The following is a 24,461-nucleotide window of genomic DNA, read 5'->3' as shown; positions in this document are numbered from 1 at the left end:
ATCGGCCCGGTGACAGCGGCTCAGCGCGGGACGCCGGCCACCGCTCCGCGCAGCAGCCCGGCGACGATCTCCACGCCGTCCCTGGTGAGCACCGACTCGGGGTGGAACTGCAGCCCGGCGAAGCCCGGCCCGCGCAGCGCGTGCACGTCCCCGGTCAGCGGGTCCCGGGCCACCTCGACGCCGGCGGCGGCCAGCCGGGCGGCGTCGGCGTCGGTGCAGCGCGCCGTGAAGGTGTTGTAGAAGCCGACGGTCCGCTGCTCGCCGAAGAGGTCCACGCTCTCCTGCGCGCCCTGGTACGGCACCGCCTTGCGGACCAGCGGCAGCCCGAGCGCGCCGGACAGCAGCTGGTGGCTGAGGCAGACGGCGAGCAGCGGGGCGGTGCGCCGGCCGGCCCGGACGGCGGCCAGCGCGTCGGTGACGATCGGGCGCAGTACGGCCATCTTGGGGTCGTCGGCGGCGGCCGGGTCGCCCGGGCCGGGGCCGAGCACCAGCGCGCCGGGGTGGGCGGCGACCCGCTCGCGCAGGCCCGGCTCGTCGAACCGGGCCACGGTGACCCGGTGGCCGAGCGAGGTCAGCAGGTGGCCGAGCATCGCGGTGAAGGTGTCCTCGCCGTCGACGACGAGGGTCTCCAGTTCCTCGGTGATCCGGGCCGGCTGCTGCATCCGCAGCCAGAACGGGGCGAGGCCGGCCCGGCGGGCGTCCAGCGCGGCCTGGACGCGGTGGTGGTCGGCGAGTCGCGGGCTGTTCCGGCCGGCCGTCCGGGCGGGCGCCGGGCGGGCGCCGATCGCGGTGAGCACCCCGGCGGCCTTGGCGTGGGTCTCGGCGACCTCGCCGTCCGGGTCGGAGTGGCGGACGAGGGTGGCGCCGACCCGGACGGCGAGCCGGCCGGTGGCCGGGTCGATGTCGGCGGTGCGGATGCAGATCGGGGAGTCCAGCAGCTGGCCGCCGCTGGCCGAGCGGCCGATCAGGGCGAGCGCGCCGGAGTAGTAGCCGCGGCCGCCGCGCTCGTACCGCTTGATCACCCGGGTGGCGTTCTGCACCGGGCTGCCGGTGACGGTGGCGGCGAACATGGTCTCCTTCAGCACCTCGCGGACGTCCAGCGAGGTGCGGCCGCGCAGCTCGTACTCGGTGTGCGCGAGGTGGGACATCTCCTTGAGCCGGGGGCCGAGCACCTGGCCGCCGAGGTCGCCGACGGTGCACATCATTTTGAGTTCCTCGTCGACCACCATGGTCAGCTCCTCCAACTCCTTGGGGTCGTGGAGGAAGGAGATCAGCGAGTCCAGGTCGGAGCCGGCCGCGGGATAGCGGTAGGTGCCGGAGATCGGGTTCATCACGACCGTCCCGCCGCTCTGCCGGACGTGCACCTCGGGGGAGGCGCCGACGAGCACCCGGTCGCCGGTGTGCACCAGGAAGGTCCAGTAGGCGCCGCGCTCCTGGTCCAGCAGCCGCCGGAACAGGGTGAGGGCGAGCGCGGGCGAGAACTCCTCGAGCGTCGCGGTGAAGTCGCGGCGGATGACGAAGTTGGCGCCCTCGCCGCGGCCGATCTCGTCCTCGATCACCCGGCGGACGATCTCCGCGTACTCGGCGTCGGCGATGTCGAAGCCGCCGTCGGTCAGGGCGACCGGGAGCTGCGGCAGCGCGGCCGTGACCTCGGCCAGCGGCAGGGCGTACTGCTCGGTGACGGAGAGGGCCTGCAGCGGGGTGTCGTCGTCGTGCGCCTCGAAGCCGCGCTCGCGGATCTGCCGGTAGGGGACCAGCGCCAGCAGGTCGTGCACGGGGCCGTCGGCGGGGACGCCGTGGCGGACCGGCAGGTCGGCCAGCCGGTCGTGGCTGCCGACGGTGCCGAGCAGGATCTCGACGGTGTCCGGGGCGGTGCGGGGCGTGCGGCGGTGCAGCAGGGCGAAGGCCGGCGCGTCGGCGGCGGTGAGGCGGGCGAGCAGGTCGGCGGCACTGGTCACGGTGGCGGCGTTCCTTCCGGGATGGCTTCTGCGGCGGGGTGGGGTTTCCGCTCCGGGAGGCTGCCGACCGGCTGGTGGAACGCCGACGGCCGCCCCGGGGGGCGGCCGTCGTGTGCGTCTAGGAACGCGCTGACTGTGGGCCACCCGGAGGGTCGGCCCACCACCAGGATCGGGTGTGCGGCGTGTTCACGGGACCGAGCCTAGCGGATCCCCGGACGGCCGTGAGGCCCGTCACCCGATTGTCCGCAAGGTGTCTCATCCCTCGGGCGGTGGTCACAATTCGGTTGCCGCACCCCGTAGCCTTGACCGCGTGACCGTGACGAATCCCCACACCTGGCAAACCCTGCCCGCGGCGCAGCAGCCCGAATGGCCGGACCAAGAGGCTCTGCGCAAGACCCTTGCGGACCTCGCCTCGTATCCGCCGCTCGTCTTCGCCGGCGAGTGCGACCAGCTGCGCGCCCGACTCGGAGCCGTGGCCCGTGGAGAGGCGTTCCTGCTGCAGGGCGGCGACTGCGCCGAGGCCTTCGACGGCGTCTCGGCGGAGCACATCCGCAACAAGCTCAAGACCCTGCTGCAGATGGCGGCCGTGCTCACCTACGCGGCCTCCGTGCCGGTGGTGAAGGTCGGCCGGATCGCCGGCCAGTACTCCAAGCCGCGCTCGAAGTCGACCGAGACCCGCGACGGCGTGACCCTGCCGGTCTACCGGGGCGACTCGGTGAACGGCTTCGAGTTCACCCCCGAGTCCCGGATCCCGGACCCGGAGCGGCTGAAGCGGATGTACAACGCGTCCGCCGCGACGCTCAACCTGGTGCGCGCCTTCACCACCGGTGGCTACGCGGACCTGCGCCAGGTGCACGCCTGGAACCAGGACTTCGTGCGCAACTCGCCGGCCGGTCAGCGCTACGAGCAGCTGGCCCGCGAGATCGACAACGCGCTGGCGTTCATGAACGCCTGCGGTGTCGCGCCGGAGGAGTTCCGGACGGTCGAGTTCTTCTCGTCCCACGAGGCGCTGGTCCTGGACTACGAGACCGCGCTGACCCGCGTGGACTCGCGCACCGGCGAGCTGTACGACGTCTCCGGCCACATGGTGTGGATCGGCGAGCGCACCCGTCAGCTGGACCACGCGCACATCGAGTTCGCCTCGAAGATCCGCAACCCGATCGGTGTGAAGCTCGGCCCGACCACCACGGTCGACGAGGCGCTCACCCTGATCGAGAAGCTGGACCCGGAGCGCGAGCCCGGCCGGCTCACCTTCATCACCCGGATGGGCGCGGGCAAGGTCCGCGACGCCCTGCCGACCCTGGTGGAGAAGGTCACCGCCTCGGGCGCGCAGCCGGTCTGGATCTGCGACCCGATGCACGGCAACACCTTCGAGGCGTCCAGCGGTCACAAGACCCGCCGCTTCGACGACGTGCTCGACGAGGTCAAGGGCTTCTTCGAGGTGCACCGGGCGCTCGGCACCCACCCGGGCGGCATCCACGTGGAGCTGACCGGCGACGATGTCACCGAGTGCGTCGGCGGCGGCGACGAGGTGCTGGTCGACGACCTGCACCAGCGCTACGAGACGGCCTGCGACCCGCGGCTCAACCGTAGCCAGTCGCTGGACCTGGCCTTCCTGGTCGCCGAGATGTACCGCGGCACCGTCTGAGAACGGCCCGAATGTGAGCGAAGCCTCTCCGGCCTGGGGTTTTCCCCGGCCGGAGAGGCTTTTGCGTGCCCGGATCGACGGGTAAGGTGAGGCTTAGTGAACTAAGGCAAGCCTTAGTCAAGATCCACTCGCTCAGCCCCCGGGAGAGACCGCGATGTACGTGTGCATGTGCCATGCGGTCACCGAGGACCAGGTGAAGCGGGCGATAGACGCGGGGGCCGACACCCCGCGCCGGATCGCCAAGGGCTGCAAGGCCGGCACCGACTGCGGATCCTGCGTCCGGCGCATCCAGGCCCTGCTCGGCGAGCACGGCGCCCGGCCCTGCCCGACCGCTCGGCTGGCCGCCAAGCTGGGTCTGGCCGATCCGGGTGCCGACTCCGAGGACTCCGAGCCGGTCCCGGCACCGGTACCCGTGGCAGCACTGCGCGTCGCCTGAGCCCCGGCCCGCGGGCCACGGCGCCCGGCCCCGGTCAGGACTCCGGCTGCTCGATCAGCTGCGCGAGGTAGAGCGCCTCCCCGAGCTTCTCCAGCAGTTCGAGCTGGGTGTCGAGGTAGTCGATGTGGTGCTCCTCGTCCTCCAGGATCGATTCGAAGATGTTCGCCGAAGTGACGTCGTTCTTGGCGCGCATCACCACGATCCCGCGCTTGAGCCGGTCGATCGCCTCGACCTCGACCTGCCGGTCCGCCTCGAACATCTCCTTGACCGTCTGGCCGATCCGGACGTGGAACAGCCGCTGGTAGTTGGGCAGGCCGTCGAGGAAGAGGATCCGGTCGGTGAGCACCTCGGCGTGCTTCATCTCGTCGAAGGACTCGTGCCGGGTGTACTTGGCGAGCTTCGTCCAGCCGAAGTTCTCCTGCATCTTGGCGTGCAGGAAGTACTGATTGATCGCGGTCAGCTCGGCGGTGAGCTGTTCGTTCAGGAACTCGATGACTTCGGTGTCGCCCTTCATGGCGCTGCCTTCCTGCTGCTCTGCGTGCGGGCTGCTGTGGGAGCTGGACGGGGCCGTTACCCTCCGGCTGCACGCATCCTGGCACCGGGGCGGGAAGAAATTCCAGTAAGTTCACACTCACTAGGACATGTGTCGGAATATCCGATTTGCCGGGTCTTGAGCCGTACGAGCGGGGCGTGCGAGGCGGTCAAGGGGCGCGCGCGGCCCGCCGCCCGCCGTCTGTCACCATGGATCCATGGGTCAGTCCGAACAAGAACCGTCGTCGCCGTCTGACCCCCGGCTCCCGCCGGGCCAGCGGGTCCAACGCGGCTGGCCCGCCCTGCACTACGGACCGGTGCCCCGGTTCAAGCCCCTGACCTGGGACCTCCAGGTGTTCGGTGCGACCGCCTTGGCCGAGAAGCACAGCTGGGACTTCGAGGGCTTCAACGCCCTGCCCCGCACCACCGTCCGGGCCGATCTGCACTGCGTCACCCGCTTCTCGGTGCTCGACAGCGACTGGACCGGGGTGTCCGCCGCACTGCTGCTCGACCTGGTACCCCCGGACCGGGATGTCACTCACGTCATGGTCTGGGCCGAGTACGGCTACAGCGCCAATCTGCGGCTCGCCGACTTCGCCGCCCCCGACACCCTGCTCGCCACCCACCGCAACGGCGAGACGATCACCGCCGAGCACGGCTTCCCGGTCCGACTGGTCGTCCCCCGGCTGTACGCCTGGAAGGGGCCCAAATGGGTCCGGGCGGTCGAGTACATGCGGGCCGACCGGCGCGGCTTCTGGGAGGAGCGCGGCTACCACAACCGGGCCGACCCGTGGCGCGAGCAGCGCTACTCCCACCAGGAGGAGCCGGGCGACGGCCCGCTCCGGTAGGGCGCGGGGCGCGCGCTCCCGGGCCGGGGCGGCTCCCGGAGGGGGAGACCGGGGCGGCTCCTAGAAGAACGGGAAGGTGACCGTCACCACGGTGCGCTGCGGCTTGCGCTCACCGGCCGCCGGGGACTGACCGGTCACCTTGCCGGTGCCGAACAGGTTGACCCCGTTGCTCTGCATCGCGAACCCGGCCGCCTGGAGCGCCTTCTCCGCGGCCTCCTTGCTCATCCCGGTCACGTCCGGGACCGCCACCATGCCCTTGCTGACCACCAGCGCCACCGGAGTGTTCTCCGCCACCTGCTCCCCGGCGGCGGGCGAGCTGCTGATCACCGAGCCCTCCGGCACGGTGTCGCTGAACGTCGAGGTCACCGTGCCGGCCGCCAGCTGCACCCCGGCCAGCGCCGGGGCCGCCTGCGCGGACGGCTTGCCGACCAGGTCCGGCACGGCGATCCGCTTCGGCCCGCGCGAGACGGTCAGCGTCACGGTGTCGCTCTTCCGGGACCGGGTGCCGACCCCGGGGTCGGCCGCGACCACCTGGCCGGCCGGGACGGACTCGCTGTACACCTCGGTGATCCGCCCGTGCATGCCGGCGGCGTCGAGGATCCGCTCCGCCTCGGCCCGGTCCTTGCCGAGCACGCCCGGCACCGTGCCGTACACCGCGCCCGAGATCGCGTACGTCGCCCCGCCGACCAGCAGCACCAGGGCGGTGAGCACGGCCGCCCAGACCAGCGGCTTGCGCGGCAGCCGCCGGCGGGAGGACCCGGACCGCCGGGCCGAGCCGGACCGGCGGCCGCGGGGCGTCCGGTCCGGCGGCGGCTCGTCGTACGGGCGGGGTTCGGTGAGCAGCTGCTCCATGACGTCCGGCGGCACGTCCAGCACGCTGGTGCGCTCGACCGGGGCCGCCGGGGCCACCGGGGTGAGCACCGAGGTCGCCTCGCCGGTCGGGTACCGGGGGCTGGGGCGGGTGGAGGCGGGCGGCTCGGCGTCCAGCTGGGCAGGCGTGAGCCCGCGGCGGACCCGCTGGAGCGCGGCGAGCAGTTCCACCGCGTCGTACGGGCGGAGGTCGCGGTCGCGGGCGCAGGCCCCGGCCACTATCGCGTCCAGTTCGGGCACCACGCCGGGCACGGTCGCGGACGGCGGCGGGACGTCCTCGTGCAGATGGCGGTACATCACCTGGACCGGGTTCTCGCCGGTGTGCGGCCGGGTGCCGGTGAGCATCTCGTACAGCAGGATGCCGGCCGCGTAGACGTCCACCCGCCGGTCGGTCTCGGCGCCGGGGTGGATCTGTTCGGGCGCCAGGTAGGAGACGGTGCCGAGCACGGTGTCGGTGGTCGAGGTGCTGGAGGAGGCCACGCCGTCGGCGGCGTTCAGCACCCGGACCAGGCCGAAGTCGGCGACCTTGACCAGGCCGTCGTCGTTGATCAGGACGTTCTCGGGCTTGACGTCGCGGTGCACCAGCCCGGCCCGGTGTGCGGCGCCGAGCGCGGCGAGCACCGGCTCCAGGATGTCCAGCGCGGCCCGGACGGAGAGCGCGCCGCGGTCGTTCAGCAGGTCGCGCAGGGTGCGGCCGGGCACGTACTCCATGGCGAGGAAGACATGGCCGCCGTCCGCGCCCTGGTCGAAGACATTGACCACGTTGGGGTGGGCGAGCCGGGCGACGGCCTTGGCCTCGCGGATGAAGCGGGCGGTGAACGCGGCGTCCCCGGCCAGCGAGGGGTGCATCACCTTGAGCGCGACGACCCGGTCGAGCCGGGTGTCGGTGCCCCGGTACACGGTGGACATCCCACCGGCGGCGATCCGCCGCTCGACCCGGTACCGGCCGTCGAGCAGGGTACCGATCAGGGGGTCGCGCAAAGCCATGTCCACCCGGCGAGTCTAGGCCGTCGGGATCGGAGGGCCCCCGGAGACACCGCTCCGGGGGCCGCTCTGTGCCCGCTTCGTGACACCGGACGGACGTCGGGACTCTCCTCAGAACGCGGGACGCTCACGGGTGTCGAGGTCGGCGCGGCCGGCCATCGCGGAGGAGGCCTCGGCGTGGAAGCGGCGCGGGATCCGGCCGGCCCGGTACGCGAGCCGGCCGGCCTCGGCGGCGTGCCGCATCGCGTCGGCCATCAGCACCGGGTCCTGGGCCCGGGTGACCGCGGAGGCCAGCATCACCGCGGCGCAGCCCAGCTCCATCGCCAGCGCGACGTCCGAGGCGGTGCCGGCGCCGGCGTCCAGGACCACCGGGACCCCGGCGCCCTCCACGATCAACTGGAAGTTGTGCGGGTTGCGGATGCCGAGCCCGGAGCCGATCGGCGAGCCCAGCGGCATGATCGCCGCGCAGCCGACGTCCTCCAGCTTGCGGGCCAGCACCGGGTCGTCGTTGGTGTACGGCAGCACCGTGAAGCCGTCGTCGACCAGGGTCTCGGCGGCGTCCAGCAGCTCGATCGGGTCCGGCAGCAGGGTCCGCTCGTCGGCGATCACCTCGAGCTTCACCCAGTCGGTGCCGAGCGCCTCGCGGGCCAGCCGGGCGGTCAGCACGGCCTCGCCGGCGGTGAAGCAGCCCGCCGTGTTGGGCAGCACCCGGATGCCGTTGCGGGTCAGGACGTCGAGCACCGAGCCCTGGGTGGCGGCGTCGACCCGGCGCATCGCCACCGTGGTCAGCTGGGTGCCGGACGCCTGGAGGGCCTGCTCCAGGATCTCCAGGCTGGGGGCGCCGCCGGTGCCCATGATCAGCCGGGAGGAGAAGGACTCCCCGGCGATGGTGAGAAGGTCGTCGGCCATCGGTCAGCCTCCCTGGACGGCGGTGAGGATTTCGATCCGGTCACCCGCGGACAGCGCGGTGAGCGGCCACCGGGTGCGCGGCACCACGGTCTCGTTGAGGGCGGCGGCGACCCCGGAGTGGGCCTCGCTGAGGGTGGCGACGACCTCGGCCAGGGTGGTCGAGGCGGGCACCTCGCGCGGCTCGCCGTTGACGCTCAGCCGGACGTTCGGGGGGGTGTCGCTGGTGCGGGGGCTCATGCCGGGACCTTCGTGAATCGGTGGGGGGAGAACGGGCGGGCGAGCTCCGGCAGGTCGCCGGTGGCCAGGTACTCGGCGAGGAGGTCGCCGGTGACGGGCGTCAGCAGCACGCCGTTGCGGTAGTGGCCGGTGGCGGCGACCAGGCCGGGCAGGGCGGTCGGGCCGAGCAGCGGCGCGTTGTCCGGCGAGCCGGGCCGCAGTCCGGCGCCGGTCTCCACCAGCGGCAGCTCGGTGATGCCGGGCACCAGCTCGTGCGCGTCGCGCAGCAGCTCGTAGACGCCGCCGGCGGTGACCGTGGTGTCGTGGCCCTGCTCCTCGGTGGTCGCGCCGATCACCAGCTCGCCGTCGGCGCGCGGCACCAGGTAGATGTGGCCGCCGCGGACGACGGCGCGGACGTTGCGGGACAGGAACGGCCGGTAGGCCTCCGGCACCCGCAGCCGCAGCACCTGGCCCTTGACCGGGCGGATCGCGGGCAGCACGCCGGGCGGCAGGCCGGCCAGCAGGTGGCTGCGCGAGCCGGCCGCGAGCACGACCTGCCCGGCGCCGAGGACCGTGCCGTCGGCGAGCCGGACGCCGGTGGCCCGGTCGCCCTCGACCAGCAGTTCGGCGGCCTCGGCGCGGCGCAGCACCGCGCCGGCCCGTTCGCAGGCCCGGACCAGGGCGGCGGCCAGCCGGCGGCCGTCCACCTGGTGGTCGTCGGTGACGTGCAGTCCGCCGCGCACGCCGGGGGCGAGCATCGGCTCCAGCCGGCGGGCCTCGCGGCCGGTGAGCCACTGCGAGTCCAGGCCGAGCCGCCGGTGGAAGGCGTGCAGTTCGCGCAGTTCCTCGCGGTCGTCGGAGTCCAGGGCGACGGCGAGGGTGCCGCACTGCCGGTAGCCGGTGTCCAGGCCGCCGCTCGCCTCGGTCAGGTCGGCGGCGAAGGCCGCCCAGCGCTCGTTGGAGGCCATGCCGAGGTGGAGCAGGGGCTCCTCGCCGTACTGGAGTTCGGTGACCGGGGCGAGCATGCCGGCCGCGACCTGGGCGGCGCCGCCGCCGGGGGCCGGGTCGAGCACGGTGACCCCGAGGCCCCGCCGGGCCGCCTGCCAGGCGACCACGAGCCCGATGATCCCGCCGCCGACCACCAGCACCTCGGCGCGGTCGCCCGATGCCAAGCGTGTCAAAGTCGCTGCTCTCCCTTCGCCGGTATGACCCGGATCAGGTTCGGACGGTCGCGGGCCGTGCCAGCCCGCCTCTCAGCCCGGTCCGCCGGGCTCCCGTGATGGTGCCCCCACCTTAACTCCGGGGGGTCCGGCCGCTGAAGGTGCCCGTGAGGGCCCCGGCCCGGAGGCGGTCCTAGGTCCGAGGGCCTGCGACCGGGCTCAGTACAGTGACGGGCGTGGCTGAGCTGAGCGGTACGGGACAGACGGATCGGGTGGTCGTGGTCGGCGCCGGGCTGGCCGGGGCGCAGTGCGCCGCGGTGCTGCGGCGGGACGGCTGGGAGGGGCGGATCACGCTGGTCGGCGAGGAGCCGCACGCGCCCTACGACCGGCCGCCGCTCTCCAAGGACGTCCTGCTCGGCAAGACCGACAGCACCGCGCTCGACCTCGACTTCGGGCAGCTCGACGTCGAACTGCTCGCCGGCCGCCGCGCCACCGGGCTCACCCCGGGCGGCCCCGGCGCGGCCGGCACGCTGCACACCGACGCCGGGGACGTCCGGTACGACGCGCTGCTGATCGCCACCGGCTCCGAACCGCGGGTCCTGCCCGGAGCGGAGCGGGCCCACCTGCTGCACACCCTGGACGACGCGCTGGCGCTGCGCGCCCTGCTCCGCCCCGGCCTGCGCCTGGTGCTGGTCGGGGCGGGCTGGATCGGCGCCGAGGTGGCCACCGCCGCCCGGGCGGCCGGCTGCGAGGTGACCGTGGTCGAGGCCGGTCCGGCGCCCGTCCCCGGCGCGCTGCCCACCGAGGTCGGCCGGGCGATGGCCGCCTGGTACGCCGAGGCCGGGATCGGGCTGCGCTGCGGCACCGGGGTGGCCGCCGTCGAACCGGGCGCGGTGCTGCTCGCCGACGGCTCGCGGCTGCCCGCGGACGAGGTCGTGGTCGGCATCGGCGCCCGCCCGGCCACCGGCTGGCTGGCCGGCACCGGCGTCGCGCTGGACGCGGCCGGCGCCGTCCTGGTGGACGAGCGGCTGCGCACCACCGTGCCGGGCGTGCTCGCGGCCGGCGACTGCGTCGGCTACCCCTCGGCGCGCTCCGGCACCCGGCTGACCGTCCAGCACTGGGACCACGCGCTGCAGTCCGGCGAGGCCGCCGCCGCCACCCTGCTCGGCACGGACGCGCCGCCGTACGACCCGGTGCAGTACTTCTGGTCGGAGCAGTTCGGGCGGATGGTGCAGTACGCCGGACGGCACGGCGCGGAGGACGAGCTGCTCTGGCGCGGCTCGCCGGACGACGCCGACTGGTCGGTGCTGTGGCTGCGCGACGGCGTGCTGCGGGCGCTGCTCGCCGTGGACCGGCCGCGCGACCTGACCCAGGGCCGCCGGCTGGTCGAGCGCGGCGCCGTACTGGACCGGGCCCGGGCGGCCGACCCGGCCGTTCCGCTGAAGTCGGCGCTCGCCGGGTAGCCGCGGGGCGGCCGCCGGGAGGGCTATTGGTGCGCGGGGGGCTGCGGAGGTGGCAGTCTGGGGGGGTGAGTGAGATCGAAGCCAAGATTGAATCCCTGGTCCCCGCGTGGCTCTACCTGCCGGACATCTCCGAGCGGTGGGGTGTGGTGATCACCGAGGTCCGCAACATGGTCAAGAAGGGTGAGCTGATCGCCGTCCGCCGCGGCCCCAACAAGTCGCTGCAGGTCCCGGCGGCCTTCATCGACGAGACCGGCCTGGTGAAGCACCTGCTCGGCACGCTGACGGTGCTGCGCGACAGCGGCTTCAACGACGACGAGATCCTGGTGTGGATGTTCACCGAGGACCCGTCGCTGCCCGGCACCCCGATGCAGGCGCTCTGCGAGAACCGGGCCACCGAGGTCAAGCGCCGGGCCCAGGCGATGGCGTGGTGACGGACCGGCGCGACCGGCTCGCCGACGCCCGGCTGTACCTGTGCACCGACGCCCGGCGCGAGCAGGGCGACCTGGCGGAGTTCCTGGACGCCGCGCTGGCCGGCGGCGTGGACATCGTCCAGCTCCGGGACAAGGGCCTGGAGGCCAAGCAGGAGCTGGCCGCGCTGGAGGTCTTCGCCGACGCCTGCCGCCGGCACGGCAAGCTGCTCGCGGTCAACGACCGGGCCGATGTCGCCCACGCGGCCGGCCCCGACGTGCTGCACCTCGGGCAGGACGACCTGCCGGTGCCGGCCGCGCGCGCGATCCTCGGCGAGGACGTGCTGATCGGGCGCTCCTGCCACGCCGAGTCGGAGGTGGACGCGGCGGCCGTCGAGCCCGGCGTCGACTACTTCTGCACCGGTCCGGTCTGGCCGACCCCGACCAAGCCGGGCCGCTTCGCGCCGGGACTCGGCCTGGTCGAGTACGCGGCGAAGCTGTCCACCGGGCGGCCGTGGTTCGCCATCGGCGGGATCGACCTCGGCAACCTGGACGAGGTGCTGGCCGCCGGGGCCCACCGGGTGGTGGTCGTCCGGGCCATCACCGCGGCCGAGGACCCGGGCGCGGCGGCCGCCGAGTTCGCCCGGCGGCTGCGCGCCGTCTGACCCCGGGGCCCGTGGGCCCTTCCGAGGCCCTCGCGCTCTTCCGGGGCCGTCGTCGTCCGGCTCAGTACTTGCGGACGGTGGCGGCCTCGGCCAGTGCCAGCAGGGCCGTCCGGGCCTGCCCGTCCGCCAGCGGGGCCGCGTCCAGCGCCCCCAGCGACTGGCGCAGCAGCTCGTCGATCCGCCGCTCCACCCGCTCCGGGGCCCCGCTGCGGGCCACCAGCTCGCGCAGCCCGGCGACCTCGGCGGGCGTCAGGTCGGGTGCGCCCAGCCGCTCGTCCAACCGGCGCGCCTCGTCGGCCGGCAGCCCCCGCATGGCGTGCGCGACCAGCAGCGTCCGCTTGCCCTCGCGCAGGTCGTCGCCGGCCGGCTTGCCGGTGACCGCCGGGTCGCCGAACACACCGAGCAGGTCGTCCCGCAGCTGGAACGCCTCGCCCAGCGGCAGGCCGAACGCCCCGTAGGCCTCCACCAGCCGGGGCTCGGCGCCCGCGAGCAGCGCGCCGACCTGGAGCGGCCGCTCGATCGTGTACTTGGCCGACTTGTAGTGCAGGACGGTCTGCGCCCGCTCCAGCGCGCCGCCGTCGGTGGAGTCCCCGGCGACCGGCTCCAGCACGTCCAGGTACTGGCCGACCATGACCTCGGTGCGCATCAGGTCGAACATCGGCTTGGCGGCCAGCACCGCCTCCGGGTCCAGGCCGGAGTTCAGGAACAGTTCGTCGCACCAGATCAGCAGCAGGTCGCCGAGCAGCACCGCGGCCGAGGCGCCGTACTGCTCGCGGTCGCCGCGCCACCCCCGGGCGCGGTGCAGCGCCTCGAAGCGGCGGTGCACGGAGGGCAGGCCGCGCCGGGTGTCGCTGCGGTCCATGAGGTCGTCGTGGACCAGCGCGCTGGCCTGAAGCAGCTCCAGCGCCGCCGCCGCCCGGGTGATCCCCTCGCCCCTCGCCGGGCCGCCGGCGCCGCGCCAGCCCCAGTAGCAGAAGGCCGGGCGGAGCCGCTTGCCGCCGTCCAGCAGGAAGTCCCGCAGCGCGTCGGTGACCGGGTCCAGCTGCGGGGAGACCTTGCTGAGCAGGGCCGACTGGCCGTCCATGAAGCCGACGAGGGCGGCGTTGACGCGCTCGCGCACGTCCTCCATGTCAATGGGGTTGGCCGGCCGCGGGCTGGACGAGGTCACGATGGGGCTCCGGAGGTAGCTGTGGTGCAGCAAGGGTATCCGGGGCGGAGGAGAACAGCCGTACGGGCGAGTTCCGGCCGGACGGGTGAAGCGCTGTTCACACGGGTGTCGCACCCGCCCCCGGTGCCGTCCGTCCGGGGTTCGCCCCCCGTCCATCCAATGTCTCAAAACATGGGACGGAGTTGTCCGTGCCCTTCCGCCGACGGCTAACCTGCCACCATGGCACTCGGTATCGCTTCGACCAGACCGGACCGCGCACAGACCGTCCGCGACCTGCTGGCGGCGGGCAAGCGGTCCTTCTCCTTCGAGTTCATGCCGCCCCGCACCGAGGTCGGCGAGCAGAAGCTCTGGGACGCCATCCGGCGGCTCGAACCGCTCGACCCCAACTTCGTCTGCATGACCTACGGCGCCGGCGGCTCCTCGCGGGAGCGCACGGTGAACATGGTCGGCCGGATCGCCACCGAGACCACGCTCACCCCGGTCGCCCACCTGACCGCAGTCGACCACTCGGTCGCGGAGCTGCGCAACATCATCGGCCAGTACGCCGACCAGGGTGTCCGCAACGTCCTCGCGGTGCGCGGCGACCCGCCCGGCGACCCGATGGGCGAGTGGGTCCGCCACCCGGAGGGCGTCACCTACGCCTACGAGCTGGTCGAGCTGATCAAGGGCATCGGCGACTTCTGCGTCGGCGTGGCGGCCTCGCCCAACATGCACCCGCGGTCGACCGACTGGGACGAGGACATCCGGCACTTCGTGGCGAAGATCCGCTCCGGCGCCGACTACGCCATCACCCAGATGTTCTTCGAGGTCGACGACTACCTGCGGCTGCGCGACCGGGTGACGGCCGCCGGCTGCGAGACGCCGATCATCCCGGAGATCATGCCGGTCACCAACGCCCGGCAGCTGGAGCGGTTCCCCCAGCTGAGCGGCGCGCCCTTCCCGGCCGAGCTGGAGGCCGGGCTGCGCGCGGTCATCGACGACCCGGTGGCGCTGCGCGAGATCGGGATGGAGCACGCCACCGCGATGTCCGAGAGGCTGCTCGCCGAGGGTGCCCCCGGCCTGCACTTCATCACCCTGAACCACTCCACCGCGACCCTGGAGATCTACCAGAACCTCGGTCTGCACCAGCGCTGAGCTGCGCGCTTCCCACCCTTCGGGACGTCCTTCCCGGTACGCCCGACGGGTGGGAACGCGATGCGGTACCCGGGCCGTTGAACGGGTACAGTCGCGGCACACGCGCGGCGGGCGCGGGCACGCGACTGGAGGTAGCGGGCGGGATGGGGATCGGGTACCTGCTGCTGTACGCCGCGTTGGCGGTGGTCGCGCTCTGGCTGGTGGCCGAGCTGCTGTTCCAGAACCGTGCCCCGCTGCACTGGCGCGGCCTCGCCCTGGTCGGCTTCCTCGCGGTGGCCGGCGGCATGGCGATGGGCTCGGTCCCGGTGATCGGCGGCGGCGCCGCGATGTTCGCGGTGGGCCAGACCTTCGTGACGCTCTCGGTGAAGCGCGGGTACGCGGCCGGCTGGTCGCTGCGCCGCGCAGACGGGAGCCTGCCCGGGCCGCTCGCCAAGGTGCCGCTGCTCGGCGCGCTCACCGGCGGCGGCGCGGTCGCCGCCGCGACCGTGGTCGCGGCGGAGCGGGTCGGCGAGGTCGGCGCCGTCGAGGAGGCCCGGCCGGCCGCGGACAGCGCGCCCCGGCTGCCGGAGGAGGTGCCCGTCGAGCAGACCGCCGCCTTCGAGATGCAGGAGCTGGCCGCCGACGGGGTCTACGCCGCCGCCTACTACGAGCAGCAGCAGACCGAGGTGCTCCACGCGGTCGAGACCGCCCAGGCGCTGTCGCAGCAGTCCCAGCAGCCCCAGCAGGACGCCTACGCGGAGGCCTACCAGGGCGGCTACGACCCGGCGCAGCAGCAGCTCCAGCAGCAGGCCGGCCAGTACGGCTACGACCAGCAGCAACAGCAGCAGTGGCAGGCCCAGCAGCAGCCGGTGTTCGGCTACGACCAGGGCTACGGCGGCTACCAGCAGCAGGACCCGTACGGCGGTTACCAGCAGCAGCCGGACCCCTACGCGGCCTACCAGCAGCCCCAGCCGCACGAGCAGCAGCACGATCCGCTGAACGACCCGCAGCACACCGGCCAGTACGGCTACGACCAGCAGCAACAGCAGCAGCAGTGGCAGGCCCAGCAGCAGCCCGACCAGCAGCACACCACCGGCATCCCGCAGCAGCCGCAGTACGACCAGTACGGCTACCAGCAGCAGCCCACCTGGCAGCAGCACCAGGGCTGAGCCCGGGCGGCGGGGCTCAGGCGGGGCGCCGGGCGGGGCCCCGGGTGGGGCTCAGGCCGGGCCGATGAGGTTGGCCACGATGCAGGCGGACATGCCGACCCGGGCCAGCCCGCCGCCGGGGTGGGCGGCGCCGCCGGTGAGGTAGAGGCCGGGGTAGTCCTCGTTCGGAGCCTGGAGCAGGCCGCCGTCGAGGCCCGCCAGGGCCGGCGGCGGGACGGAGCCGAAGAAGGAGCCGGTCTCGCGCTCGGTGTGCTCGGGCGTGCGGACCACCCGCCAGAGCATCCGCTCGCGCAGCCCCAGACCCGCCGCGTCGACCTGGTCGAGCATCCGGTCGGCGAAGGCCTCCGGGACGCCGGGCACGCCCCAGTCGAGGTCCAGCGACGGAGTGGTCGCGGTCAGCACCACGGCCTCGTGCCCCGCCGGGTGCAGCGAGGGGTCGTCCGGCCGCAGCACCTGGACGGTCGGCCGGTCGCCCATCGGCGTTCCGGTGTCGAACAGCCCCGCCAGCTCGGTGGCCGGGTCGGGGGAGTGCACGACCGTGCGGTGCGGGGTGCCTTCCGGGCGTTCGCCGCGCAGCGCCAGCAGCACCACGACCCGCCCGGGCACGCAGTGCAGCCGGGAGGCCGATTCGGGCCAGTCGTCCGAGCTCTCGGCCGGGCCCATCCACTGGGTGTGCAGCACTCGCGCGTCGATCGAGGAGACCACCAGGTCGGCGTCGATCCGGTCGCCCTTGGTCTGCACACCGGTCACCCGGCCGTCCTCGACGACCACCCGGGCGACCGGCGTCCCGAACCGGAACTCCACCTTGCGCTGCTCGCAGCGGCGGAAGAAGGCGTCGGCCAGGGCGCGCAGGCCGCCCTCGACGTACCAGACGCCGAAGGACTGCTCCATGTACGGCAGCACGGTGGCCCCGGCGGGGGCGGTGCGCGGATCGAGGCCGAACCGCAGCGCGTGCTCGTGCAGCAGGGCGGTCAGCCCGGGGTGTCCGCCGAGCTCCTCCGCGGCGACGTCGGCGAGCGTCCACCGGCGCGGGGCGCGCCGCCGGCCGAACAGGCCGCGCCGGGCCGGGGCCGCGCCCGGCACCGGGTACGGGTCGGTGTGCAGCGGCGTGGGGTCGGCCGGCAGCGGCTCCTCCAGCAGCGGGCGGCGGGTGGCCTCCCAGACCGTGCGGCCGTGGTTGAGCACGGCGGCCCACCGCTCCCCGGTGCCGGGGCCGAAGGCCTCGTCCAGGGCCCGGACCACCCCGCCCCGGGAGGCGTTGGGGAGGGACACCGCGGTGCCGTCGGGGAAGAGGTGCCGGCTCTCCGGATCGACCGGGCGCAGCCGCACCAGCTCCTCCAGCGGCTCGCGCCCGGTCTTCAGCGCGAGGTCGCGGTAGACGGCGGGCAGGGTGAGCAGGCCGGGGCCGGTGTCGAAGGCGAAGCCGTCCCGCTCGTAGCGGCCGACCATGCCGCCGTAGGTGTCCCGTGCCTCGCAGACCGTCACCTTGTGTCCGAGGGTCGCCAGCCGCGAGGCCGCCGCGAGTCCGCTCATACCTGCGCCGATGATGACGATCCGTGCCATGGCTCGATCCTAGGTCCGGTAGGGAGCCTCCTCCGCCACCGGGCGTCCGGCGGCGGCGCGGGCGGTGCGGCGTTCGCGGCGGCGGGCGCGGAAGGCGCGGATCCGGTTGATCGCGAACCACACCAGCAGGATGCCGACCAGCAGCAGTACGGCGGAGATCGAGGCGGCCAGCCAGGGGTGGAAGATCGCCAGGGTGACCAGCCCGGCCACCGAGATGTCCTCGGCCAGCGAGACCACGATGTTGCTGGCCGGCTCCGGCGAGGTGTTCACCGCCATCCGCAGCGAGGCCTTCACCAGATGGCTGACCAGCGCCGTGGTGCCGCCCATCGCGCCCGCCGCGACCTCGCCCAGCGAGCCCGGGTCGGTGGTGGCGGCGGCGATCAGGGCGCCGACGGTGGCGCCGGCGATCGGGCGGATCACGGTGTGGACGGCGTCCCAGACGGTGTCCACGTAGGGGATCTTGTCGGCCACCGCCTCCAGCAGGAAGAGCACGGCGGCCGCGATCAGCACATCGGTGCGCTCCAGGGCCGGCGGGACCGAGTCGGCCCCGCCGAACCGGCCCAGCAGGCCGAGCAGCAGGACCACCGCGTACGCGTTGATCCCGCTCGCCAGTCCGCTGGTGAAGATCAGCGGGACGATCGTCATCGGTTCCCCGTCCGTTTCCTGCTCGCGACCCGGTCCGGTGTTCGGTCCGGCCTCGCCGTACCGTACCGGGACGCCGCCGCCGGGGCCCGCGGTTCCCGCCCCCGCCGGTCTGAGTACGGATACTCAGACCGGCGATTGAGTACCTGCACGGATGCCCCGCGACCTGCGAAGACGTCACAGTGGTGGCACCGGGACGGCGGCGCGTCGGGCGCCTGCGGCCCGAGGGGCGGACGATCGGCGTCCGGCGGTCACGGGGGACCGGCGGAAGCGTGTCGAGGGGGGTGTCCGCCCCGGAGCCGGTCGGAGACCGCGCACCGCCGGCACGGGGCGGCGGAGCGGGTCAGGGGGGACCGGCACCTCCGGGGGGACCGGGAGTTCCGAAGCGCCGTCCGTGGGGGACGGCGCTTCGGCGACCGGCGAGGGCGACCGGACCGCTCCCGGGGCGAGTCGCCGCCGGACCGCACTGCCAGGAGGCCGAGTCGCCCCGGGCCTATGTGACAGCGGGCCGATTTGACAGCGGGCCGAATTGTCAGTGGTGCGGTTCACGATGGAGGAGCACGGACCACCCGGTCCGCGCGCTGCCTCGGAACGGGGGAGACCATGACCATCAGTCACCCTGAGCACGTCACCGCCCGCCTCCACTCCGCCGCCTACCGACCGGGGGCCGCGCCGCGCGCCTCCGCCCACCGTCCGGCCGCCGACACCGGGGCCGACCCGGTGCTGCGCCGCCTCGCCGCCCCGCCCGCCGCACTCGACCTGCTGGCCGAGGCCCACCGCACCCTCGACCGCGCCCGCTCCCTGCCGGACCCGCTGGAGCGGTACGCCGCCGCGCACCTCGCGGCGCTGCGCACGGTGGCGGCGGTGCTCGCCGTGCGCGGCCGCCCGGAGAAGAGCGAACGCCGCCGCCGGGCGATCCGCAGCGCCTGGGAGGTCCTGCCCGAGGTGGCGCCCGAGCTCGCCGAGTGGGCGCCGTACTTCGCCGCGGGCGCGCGCCGCAGGGCGGCCGCCGAGGCGGGCATCAAGGGGGCCGCCTCGGCCCGTGACGCCGACGACCTGATCCGCAACTCCGCCCTGTTCCTCCGGCTGGTCGAGCGCCTGCTCGGCCTGCGGGCCGCCCCGCCCGCCCCGCGGCTGCCGCTGGACGGCGCGGGCGGGGAGGACGGGGCGGACGCCGACACCCGGGAGGCCGGTTGACCGGGGGCGGGGCCGCTCGGAGCGGGGCGGGGGACAGGGGAGGGGGAGCGGTCGGTCTAAGGTTGGGGACAACCTGATCGACCCTGCACGTGCCAAGGAGCCTCGCCTTGTACCCGACGCGTCCCCGCAGCGCCCTGCGTACCGCCGTGGTGTGGGAGGTGGTGCGGGCCGCCCTGGAGAAGCGGGTGGCCGAGCTGGACCAGCCGGTCCTCGACGTGGTCGACACCGGTGGCGGCACCGGCAACTTCGCCGTGCCGGTGGCCCGGCTGGGCCACCGCGTCACCGTGGTCGACCCGAGTCCGGACGCGCTGTTCGCCCTGGAGCGCCGGGCCGCCGAGGCCGGCGTGACCGATCTGGTCCGCGCGGTCCAGGGCGACACCCAGACGCTCCCCGAGCTGGTTCCGCCGGGCACCGTCGACGCGGTGCTCTGCCACGGCGTGCTGGAGGTCGTGGACGACCCGGCGGAGGCGCTCGGCAGCCTGGCCGGCACCCTGCGCCGGGGCGGCTTCGTCAGCCTGCTGGCCGCCAACCGCAACGGCGCGGTGCTGGCCCGGGCGCTCGGCGGCCACTTCGCCGAGGCCCGCGCGGTGCTGGGCGCCGCCGACGGCCGCTGGGGCGAGCAGGACCCGATGCCGCGCCGCTTCACCGGTGAGGAGCTGGACCGGCTGGCGGTCGGGGCCGGCCTGCGGGTCGAGTCGGTGCACGGCGTCCGGGTCTTCGCCGACCTCGTCCCGGGCGTCCTGGTGGACACCGAGCCCGGCGCGATGGAGGCGCTGCTCAAGCTGGAGGAGGCCGCCGCCGGGCAGCCGGCCTTCCACGCCGTGGCGACCCAGCTCCACCTGCTGGCCACCCTGGGCTGACCGGGCGGACCGCCGTCGTTCGCCGACGGAACTCCCACCGTTCGCCGACGGACCGACGGCGCGTCCCCCGCTCGTTTCCCCGCCTTCTCCTCGGGATCTCCCCAGGTCCGGACCGATTCCATCGGATCGGGCACTAGTCCGGCCGCCGCCGCGTTGAGTGTGGTGCGGCGAGGAGCCGCCGAAGTGGCCGGGCCCACGCGTGGTCGACCACTCCGTCGCGAGCCCGTGGACCGTATGATCTGGGTAAAGCCGGAAAGCATGACCGCCGGATGCTCGGGGCATATGGACGACACGGGCCCGGGCCCCCGCACAGGCGTCCGACCGCGTGTTCTGAAGGCTGATTGGACTTGCCACCCCGACCGGGGCGGCGGACCGGTCGCACCCGCGACCGACGAGTAGGAGGACTCCGTGCCGCTCTCGGAGCACGAGCAGCGACTGCTCGACCAGATGGAGCGAGCGCTGTACGCCGAAGATCCCAAATTCGCTACGGCGCTCGAGGGAACCGGTCTGCGCACCTACACCCGTCGACGGGTCTATCTCGCCGTCGGCGGCTTCGTGGTCGGTATCGGCCTGTTGATGGGCGGCATGGTCGTACCCAATCAGATCTGGGTCAGTGTGGTCGGCTTCCTGGTGATGCTCGGGTGCGCCGTCTTCGCCGTGACGGGCTGGCGCCGCGGTCCCGCCGGGCAGGCGCAGCAAGCCGGTCCGGCCGCCGCGCCGCGCCGCAAGGCGGGGATGATGGACCGGGTCGAGCAGCGCTGGCAGCGCCGGCGCGACGAGCAGACCGGTGGCGGATTCTGAGACCTGAGGTCCGTACCGCCGCCGGTACGGACGCGAAGAGGGCGGGCAGTCGACCGACTGCCCGCCCTCTTCGTATCCGCGTCCGGGGTCAGGACGCCGGGCCGCCGCGGCCGCCCCGGCCGGGGCGGCGGGCGGTCAGCCGGCGGACCGGCCCGGTGACCGCGCCGGCCACCCGGGCGAGCAGGCCGCCGACCGCGAGCCGGGCCGTCAGCAGGGCTTCCGAGATCCGCCACCGCAACTGCGCGGAGGAGGCCGGCAGCAGCAGGGCCCGGATCCGGCCGCGCCGTCCGGCGTGCGCCCGCAGGCCTTCCCTGGCGGTCCTGACGTCGGCCGCGAGCGGGTCCCCGACCTCCGCGGAACGGGCGTAGAGCACCCGTTCGGTGGCCAGTGCCACCCGGCCGGCGGCCGCCGTCGCGCCTTCGTCCAGCTCGGCGGCCTCGGCGATCCGGCGGGCGGCGGCGCGCGGGGTGCGCGAGTCGTCCGGCGGGATGCCGAGGTCCCAGGCGGAGTCGATCAGTTCGTCCCAGGCGGCCAGCACCTGCGCGTCGGTGAGCGGGACCGCTCCCGGCCCGCCGGGGCGCCGCCGCCCGCTCCCGCCCAGCCGGCGCCGGCGCAGCCGGGCCCGCCAGACCATCGGGGTGAGCAGCAGGAGCAGCACCAGCGCGACCGCGGCCAGGCCGGTCAGGACCTTCCCGGAGAGCAGCCAGGACTCCTCGCCGGCGGCCCCGGCGCTCTCGGGCCGCTCACCGCAGTCCCCGGTCCGGCGCAGCTTCGCGTCGCAGTCCGGGTTGGCGGACGGCAGCTGGACCGGCGCGCTGGCCTGCGGCTCGACGGTCGGCTGGGTGGTCGGCTGGGTGGCCGGGGAGGAGACCGGGTCCGAGTAGTCGGGCTGGACGCCGCGGGTCGGGGTGGGCTCGAAGCGCAGCCAGCCGTAGCCCTCGAAGTACAGCTCGGGCCAGGCGTGGTACATCGCGTCGGTCACCGAGTAGACGTTGCTGCCCTTGGTGTTGCCGGGGGTGAAGCCGAGCGCGACCCGGGCCGGGACGCCCAGGATGCGGGCCATCACGGCCATGGTGGACGCGAAGTGGACGCAGAAGCCGCGGCGGCGCTCCAGGAAGTCCTTCATCGCGTCGCTGCCGCTGTCGGTCCTGGTGGTGGCGTCGTAGGTGAACTCGGGGCCGGTGAACCAGTCGCGCAGGGCGACCGCCTTGTCGTACCCGGTCTTCGCCTTCCCGGTGACCCGCAGGGCGGTGTCCCGGACCACCGGCGGCAGGTCGCGCGGCACCACGAGGTACTGGTCGCGGATCCGCTCGGGCGGGGTCGGCACGGTGCGCAGGACGGTCGCGGTCGGCCGGACGTCCAGGGCGTTGACGGTGTAGTTGAGGCCCTTGATCGCCTTCTCCCTGGCCGGCAGGAGGCTGGAGGTGACCGGGTCGAGCTGCCAGGCGGAGTTGTCGTGGAGGGTGACGCCGACCGCCGGGTAGGGCATCGGCAGCCAGGCGTCCTCCAGCTGGGAGCCGATCCGGACCTCGGCCTTCAGCTGCTCGGCCAGGTCGGCGCTGCGCAGCCCCTCGGGGGCGGGGAAGGTGCCGGCGAACGGCACCGTGGCGCCCGAGCTGCGCTTCCAGCCGACGCCGTCGAAGGCGTCCAGCGAACCGGTGCGCAGATAGGTGGAGTCGGCGGCCGGGCTGTCGGACTTGTAGCTGAACAGTTCGATGTTGCGCGGCTTGGGGATCGCGCCGGTCAGGGTGATCAGCGGGTCCAGGCTGCTGACCGCACCGCCGGTGCTGGCACCGGTGCCGGTGCCGCTGTGCACCAGGCCGGAGTCCCAGCGCGGCAGGAACACCGGCAGCAGCAGGGCGAGCGCCAGCGCCAGGACGCCGACCTGCTGGCCGCTCCGGCCGAGCGTGCCGCTCCCTTCGCCGTCCCGCTCGGAGCCGCGGAAGATCCGGCCCCAGCGGGAGACCCGGTCCTGGCCCTCGGCGAAGAGCAGTACCAGGTAGCCGGCGGCGGCGGTGGCGAACCAGAGCCAGTTCCCGTCGTCCCCGGCCAGGCCGTTGCCGATCGAGTAGAGCGCGAGCAGCGGCAGCCCGGCCAGCGCCGAGCGCCGGTAGGTGACCGCGACGGTGTCCACCACGACGGCGATCAGACCGACCGAGCCGACCAGGATGAGCCGCAGCCCGGGGCTGGGCGGGGCGGGGATGGCGTAGTCACGGACGTCGTGGAGCCCCTGGGAGAGGATCCGGCCGAGCAGCCGGACCGACTCGGGGCCGGGCACCAGGCCGCCGAAGACCGCGGCCGAGGAGGCGAAGCCGATCAGCAGCAGCAGGAACAGGGCCAGCAACTGGCCGGCCGGGACGGTCCACCGGTAGAACGGCGTGCGCCGCAGTCCGGCGCCGACCGCCGCGACGACCGCGACCACCAGGAAGGCGTGGGTGATCCAGCCCTTGGTGGTCAGCAGCGGGGTGAGGCAGAGCGCGGCCAGGGCGGTGGCCAGCGCCGAGTACACGGTCAGTTTGGCCCGGGTGGTCACGCGCCGGCCTCTTCTCGGTAGGGGGCGGACGACTCGGGCCGGTCGGCGGCGCGCCAGAGGTCGGGGAGGGAGTCGCCCGCGCGGACGGTCAGCACCGTCCAGCCGGCCTCGCGCAGCCGGCGGGCCCGGTCGCGGAACTCCTCGCCGCCGGTGTCGGGGGAGAGCAGGCGCAGGCCCGCCCAGGTGCCGGTGTCGAGCAGGAGGACGACGGCGCCGCCGGTGCGGCCGCGCAGCCGGGCGAGCCGGGCGGTCTGCTCCTCGTCGAGCTCGCCGAGGACGGCCACCAGCAGGCCCTCGCCGCCGGCCCGCAGCGGCTCCTCGGCGCGGGAGAGCCCGGCGCCGTCGGAGAGGTCGACCACCGCGAGCGCGTCCAGGATCACCCCGGAGGTGTCGGCGGCGGTGTGGCCGTTGTCCGCCTGGACCCCGGGGACGGCGAGGCCGGTGTCGGTGAGCAGGCGGGTCTGGTAGCCGCGCTCCAGCAGGTGGACGGAGACCGAGGCGGCGGCGGCGACCGCCCATTCGAAGGAGGAGGCGGGGCCGCTGCCCCGGTGGCCGGTCTCGCGGGTGTCCAGCAGGACGGTGGCGCGGGCCCTGCGGGGCTGCTCCTCGCGCCGGACCATCAGCTCGCCGTAGCGGGCGGTGGACTTCCAGTGCACCCGGCGCAGGTCGTCGCCGGAGCGGTACTCGCGCAGGATGACGTCGTCGTCGCCGGCCAGCGCGAGCGAGCGGGTGTGGCTCTCGCCCTGCCCGGCCCACTCGCCGGTGAGCCGCACGAACGGCAGCGGCAGTACCTGCGGGACGACGGTGAGCACGTCGGAGGCGGCGAAGGAACGGTTCAGCTCGCACATCCCGAACGGGTCGGAGAGCCGCAGTTGGAGCGGGCCGAGCGGGTAGCGGCCGCGCAGGTCGGAGCGGACCCGGTAGGAGACCTCGCGGTGGCCGCGCGGTTCGACCCGGTCCAGCACGAACCGGGGCCGGGGCCCGAGCACGTACGGGACCTTGTCCTCCAGCAGCAGCAGGCCGGTGGGCACCCGGGAGACGTTGTCCACCCGCAGGTGCACCCGGGCCTCCTGGCCGGCCACCGAGCGGTGCGGGCTGAGCCGGCGTCCGCTGGCGACCCGGTAGCGGGTGTTGGCCAGCAGCAGCGCGGCGGCCAGCGGCAGCGCGGCGAGCAGGACCCCCACGCGCAGCAGCGCGTCCTGGCCGAGCAGGTAGGAGCAGACCACCGCGGTCAGTCCGGCGGCGAGGAAGGAGCGCCCCCGGGTGGTGAGGCCGCGCAGGCCGGCGCGCAGGCCCGACGGTTCGTCGGACGGGCCCACC

22 protein-coding genes and 1 riboswitch are annotated in these 24,461 nt (G+C 74.4%); of the genes, 11 read left to right on the top strand and 11 right to left on the bottom strand.

Annotation, left to right across the window (positions count from 1 at the left end; genetic code table 11):
• Positions 1–20 precede the first annotated feature (20 nt).
• A complete protein-coding gene (locus IF01_RS0102160) occupies positions 21–1,958 on the bottom strand; it encodes an anthranilate synthase family protein (protein ID WP_030391481.1) in 1,938 nt (645 codons plus the stop codon).
• A gap of 310 nt (positions 1,959–2,268) precedes the next feature.
• On the opposite strand from IF01_RS0102160, the gene IF01_RS0102155 reads away from it, so the two are divergent.
• Entirely contained in the window at positions 2,269–3,606 is a 1,338-nt protein-coding gene (locus IF01_RS0102155) for a class II 3-deoxy-7-phosphoheptulonate synthase (RefSeq protein WP_030391480.1), read from the top strand.
• Positions 3,607–3,760: 154 nt separating this feature from the next.
• Positions 3,761–4,042 (top strand): (2Fe-2S)-binding protein, encoded by a 282-nt coding sequence (locus IF01_RS43450; protein WP_051742008.1) that lies wholly within the window; start codon positions 3,761–3,763, stop codon positions 4,040–4,042.
• A gap of 34 nt (positions 4,043–4,076) precedes the next feature.
• On the opposite strand, the gene bfr is transcribed toward IF01_RS43450, so the two are convergent.
• Positions 4,077–4,556, bottom strand: coding sequence for a bacterioferritin (gene bfr, locus IF01_RS0102145; protein WP_030391478.1), 480 nt, complete (start codon positions 4,554–4,556; stop codon positions 4,077–4,079).
• 235 nt (positions 4,557–4,791) lie between these two features.
• Here bfr and IF01_RS0102140 point away from each other — a divergent pair, with 235 nt between their 5' ends.
• Positions 4,792–5,421, top strand: coding sequence for a sulfite oxidase-like oxidoreductase (locus IF01_RS0102140; RefSeq protein ID WP_030391477.1), 630 nt, complete (start codon positions 4,792–4,794; stop codon positions 5,419–5,421).
• Between the two features lie 60 nt (positions 5,422–5,481).
• On the opposite strand, the gene pknB is transcribed toward IF01_RS0102140, so the two are convergent.
• The 4 genes from pknB to thiO form a co-directional block, all read right to left on the bottom strand.
• Positions 5,482–7,284, bottom strand: coding sequence for a Stk1 family PASTA domain-containing Ser/Thr kinase (gene pknB, locus IF01_RS0102135; protein ID WP_157855139.1), 1,803 nt, complete (start codon positions 7,282–7,284; stop codon positions 5,482–5,484).
• Between the two features lie 102 nt (positions 7,285–7,386).
• On the bottom strand, positions 7,387–8,184 hold the full coding sequence (locus IF01_RS0102130; protein ID WP_030391475.1) for a thiazole synthase: 798 nt from the start codon (positions 8,182–8,184) through the stop codon (positions 7,387–7,389).
• A 3-nt stretch (positions 8,185–8,187) separates the two neighbouring features.
• Positions 8,188–8,421: a sulfur carrier protein ThiS gene (thiS, locus tag IF01_RS0102125; RefSeq protein ID WP_030391474.1), complete on the bottom strand. Its 234-nt coding sequence runs from the start codon at positions 8,419–8,421 to the stop codon at positions 8,188–8,190.
• The gene (gene thiO / locus IF01_RS0102120) at positions 8,418–9,581 is read right to left on the bottom strand and encodes a glycine oxidase ThiO (RefSeq protein WP_030391473.1); all 1,164 of its coding nucleotides are present in this window, start codon (positions 9,579–9,581) and stop codon (positions 8,418–8,420) included. Before thiO ends, thiS begins: the two co-directional genes overlap by 4 nt.
• Positions 9,576–9,688: riboswitch (TPP riboswitch) on the bottom strand. Its footprint overlaps the gene before it by 6 nt.
• A 108-nt stretch (positions 9,689–9,796) precedes the next feature.
• Between thiO and IF01_RS0102115 the strand changes: the two genes are divergently transcribed.
• The 3 genes from IF01_RS0102115 to thiE all read left to right on the top strand — a co-directional run bounded on the left by IF01_RS0102115 (position 9,797) and on the right by thiE (position 12,095).
• The gene (locus IF01_RS0102115) at positions 9,797–11,023 is read left to right on the top strand and encodes an NAD(P)/FAD-dependent oxidoreductase (RefSeq protein ID WP_051754821.1); all 1,227 of its coding nucleotides are present in this window, start codon (positions 9,797–9,799) and stop codon (positions 11,021–11,023) included.
• Positions 11,024–11,088: 65 nt separating this feature from the next.
• Positions 11,089–11,454, top strand: a complete 366-nt coding sequence (locus IF01_RS0102110; RefSeq protein WP_030391471.1) for an Rv2175c family DNA-binding protein — start codon at positions 11,089–11,091, stop codon at positions 11,452–11,454.
• Entirely contained in the window at positions 11,448–12,095 is a 648-nt protein-coding gene (gene thiE / locus IF01_RS0102105) for a thiamine phosphate synthase (protein WP_030391470.1), read from the top strand. The genes IF01_RS0102110 and thiE overlap by 7 nt, the downstream gene beginning before the upstream one ends.
• Before the next feature lie 61 nt (positions 12,096–12,156).
• On the opposite strand, the gene IF01_RS0102100 is transcribed toward thiE, so the two are convergent.
• The gene (locus IF01_RS0102100; RefSeq protein WP_030391469.1) at positions 12,157–13,224 is read right to left on the bottom strand and encodes a polyprenyl synthetase family protein; all 1,068 of its coding nucleotides are present in this window, start codon (positions 13,222–13,224) and stop codon (positions 12,157–12,159) included.
• 258 nt (positions 13,225–13,482) lie between these two features.
• Between IF01_RS0102100 and metF the strand changes: the two genes are divergently transcribed.
• Both metF and IF01_RS0102090 read left to right on the top strand, forming a co-directional pair.
• Positions 13,483–14,397, top strand: a complete 915-nt coding sequence (gene metF / locus IF01_RS0102095) for a methylenetetrahydrofolate reductase [NAD(P)H] (RefSeq protein WP_030391468.1) — start codon at positions 13,483–13,485, stop codon at positions 14,395–14,397.
• A 143-nt stretch (positions 14,398–14,540) separates the two neighbouring features.
• On the top strand, positions 14,541–15,545 hold the full coding sequence (locus tag IF01_RS0102090) for a hypothetical protein (protein ID WP_030391467.1): 1,005 nt from the start codon (positions 14,541–14,543) through the stop codon (positions 15,543–15,545).
• 51 nt (positions 15,546–15,596) lie between these two features.
• Here the strand turns inward: IF01_RS0102090 and IF01_RS0102085 are convergent, their stop codons facing one another.
• Both IF01_RS0102085 and IF01_RS0102080 read right to left on the bottom strand, forming a co-directional pair.
• Positions 15,597–17,108, bottom strand: coding sequence for a phytoene desaturase family protein (locus tag IF01_RS0102085; RefSeq protein ID WP_030391466.1), 1,512 nt, complete (start codon positions 17,106–17,108; stop codon positions 15,597–15,599).
• A 9-nt stretch (positions 17,109–17,117) separates the two neighbouring features.
• On the bottom strand, positions 17,118–17,753 hold the full coding sequence (locus tag IF01_RS0102080; protein ID WP_030391465.1) for a DUF4126 domain-containing protein: 636 nt from the start codon (positions 17,751–17,753) through the stop codon (positions 17,118–17,120).
• A 600-nt stretch (positions 17,754–18,353) separates the two neighbouring features.
• Between IF01_RS0102080 and IF01_RS0102075 the strand changes: the two genes are divergently transcribed.
• From IF01_RS0102075 to IF01_RS0102060, 3 genes are all read left to right on the top strand, one after another.
• On the top strand, positions 18,354–18,947 hold the full coding sequence (locus tag IF01_RS0102075) for an SAV_6107 family HEPN domain-containing protein (RefSeq protein ID WP_051754820.1): 594 nt from the start codon (positions 18,354–18,356) through the stop codon (positions 18,945–18,947).
• A 107-nt stretch (positions 18,948–19,054) separates the two neighbouring features.
• Positions 19,055–19,807, top strand: a complete 753-nt coding sequence (locus IF01_RS0102070; RefSeq protein WP_030391463.1) for a methyltransferase domain-containing protein — start codon at positions 19,055–19,057, stop codon at positions 19,805–19,807.
• Between the two features lie 408 nt (positions 19,808–20,215).
• Positions 20,216–20,608 carry an SCO2097 family morphological protein gene (locus IF01_RS0102060; RefSeq protein ID WP_030391462.1) on the top strand — a complete coding sequence of 131 codons (393 nt, stop codon included), beginning with the start codon at positions 20,216–20,218 and terminating at the stop codon, positions 20,606–20,608.
• Positions 20,609–20,696: 88 nt separating this feature from the next.
• Here IF01_RS0102060 and IF01_RS0102055 read toward each other — a convergent pair whose 3' ends face one another.
• Positions 20,697–23,141 (bottom strand): transglutaminase TgpA family protein, encoded by a 2,445-nt coding sequence (locus IF01_RS0102055; protein WP_030391461.1) that lies wholly within the window; start codon positions 23,139–23,141, stop codon positions 20,697–20,699.
• The gene (locus IF01_RS0102050; protein ID WP_037778622.1) at positions 23,138–24,460 is read right to left on the bottom strand and encodes a DUF58 domain-containing protein; all 1,323 of its coding nucleotides are present in this window, start codon (positions 24,458–24,460) and stop codon (positions 23,138–23,140) included. The genes IF01_RS0102055 and IF01_RS0102050 overlap by 4 nt, the downstream gene beginning before the upstream one ends.
• Between the last annotated feature and the right edge of the window lies 1 nt (position 24,461).

The sequence above is a fragment of the Kitasatospora purpeofusca genome (genome assembly GCF_000718025.1).
Lineage (GTDB): Bacteria > Actinomycetota > Actinomycetes > Streptomycetales > Streptomycetaceae > Kitasatospora > Kitasatospora purpeofusca.
The sequence above is the reverse complement of the archived record's forward strand: the minus strand, read 5'-3'. Positions and strand labels throughout refer to the sequence as shown.

Coding starts and splice junctions, on each gene's coding strand:
- IF01_RS43450 (WP_051742008.1), top strand. CDS start 3,761: ATGTACGTGTGCATGTGCCATGCGGTCACCGAGGACCAGGTGAAGCGG.
- bfr (WP_030391478.1), bottom strand. CDS start 4,556: ATGAAGGGCGACACCGAAGTCATCGAGTTCCTGAACGAACAGCTCACC.
- IF01_RS0102140 (WP_030391477.1), top strand. CDS start 4,792: ATGGGTCAGTCCGAACAAGAACCGTCGTCGCCGTCTGACCCCCGGCTC.
- IF01_RS0102130 (WP_030391475.1), bottom strand. CDS start 8,184: ATGGCCGACGACCTTCTCACCATCGCCGGGGAGTCCTTCTCCTCCCGG.
- thiS (WP_030391474.1), bottom strand. CDS start 8,421: ATGAGCCCCCGCACCAGCGACACCCCCCCGAACGTCCGGCTGAGCGTC.
- IF01_RS0102100 (WP_030391469.1), bottom strand. CDS start 13,224: ATGGAGGACGTGCGCGAGCGCGTCAACGCCGCCCTCGTCGGCTTCATG.
- metF (WP_030391468.1), top strand. CDS start 13,483: ATGGCACTCGGTATCGCTTCGACCAGACCGGACCGCGCACAGACCGTC.
- IF01_RS0102090 (WP_030391467.1), top strand. CDS start 14,541: ATGGGGATCGGGTACCTGCTGCTGTACGCCGCGTTGGCGGTGGTCGCG.
- IF01_RS0102085 (WP_030391466.1), bottom strand. CDS start 17,108: ATGGCACGGATCGTCATCATCGGCGCAGGTATGAGCGGACTCGCGGCG.
- IF01_RS0102080 (WP_030391465.1), bottom strand. CDS start 17,753: ATGACGATCGTCCCGCTGATCTTCACCAGCGGACTGGCGAGCGGGATC.
- IF01_RS0102075 (WP_051754820.1), top strand. CDS start 18,354: ATGACCATCAGTCACCCTGAGCACGTCACCGCCCGCCTCCACTCCGCC.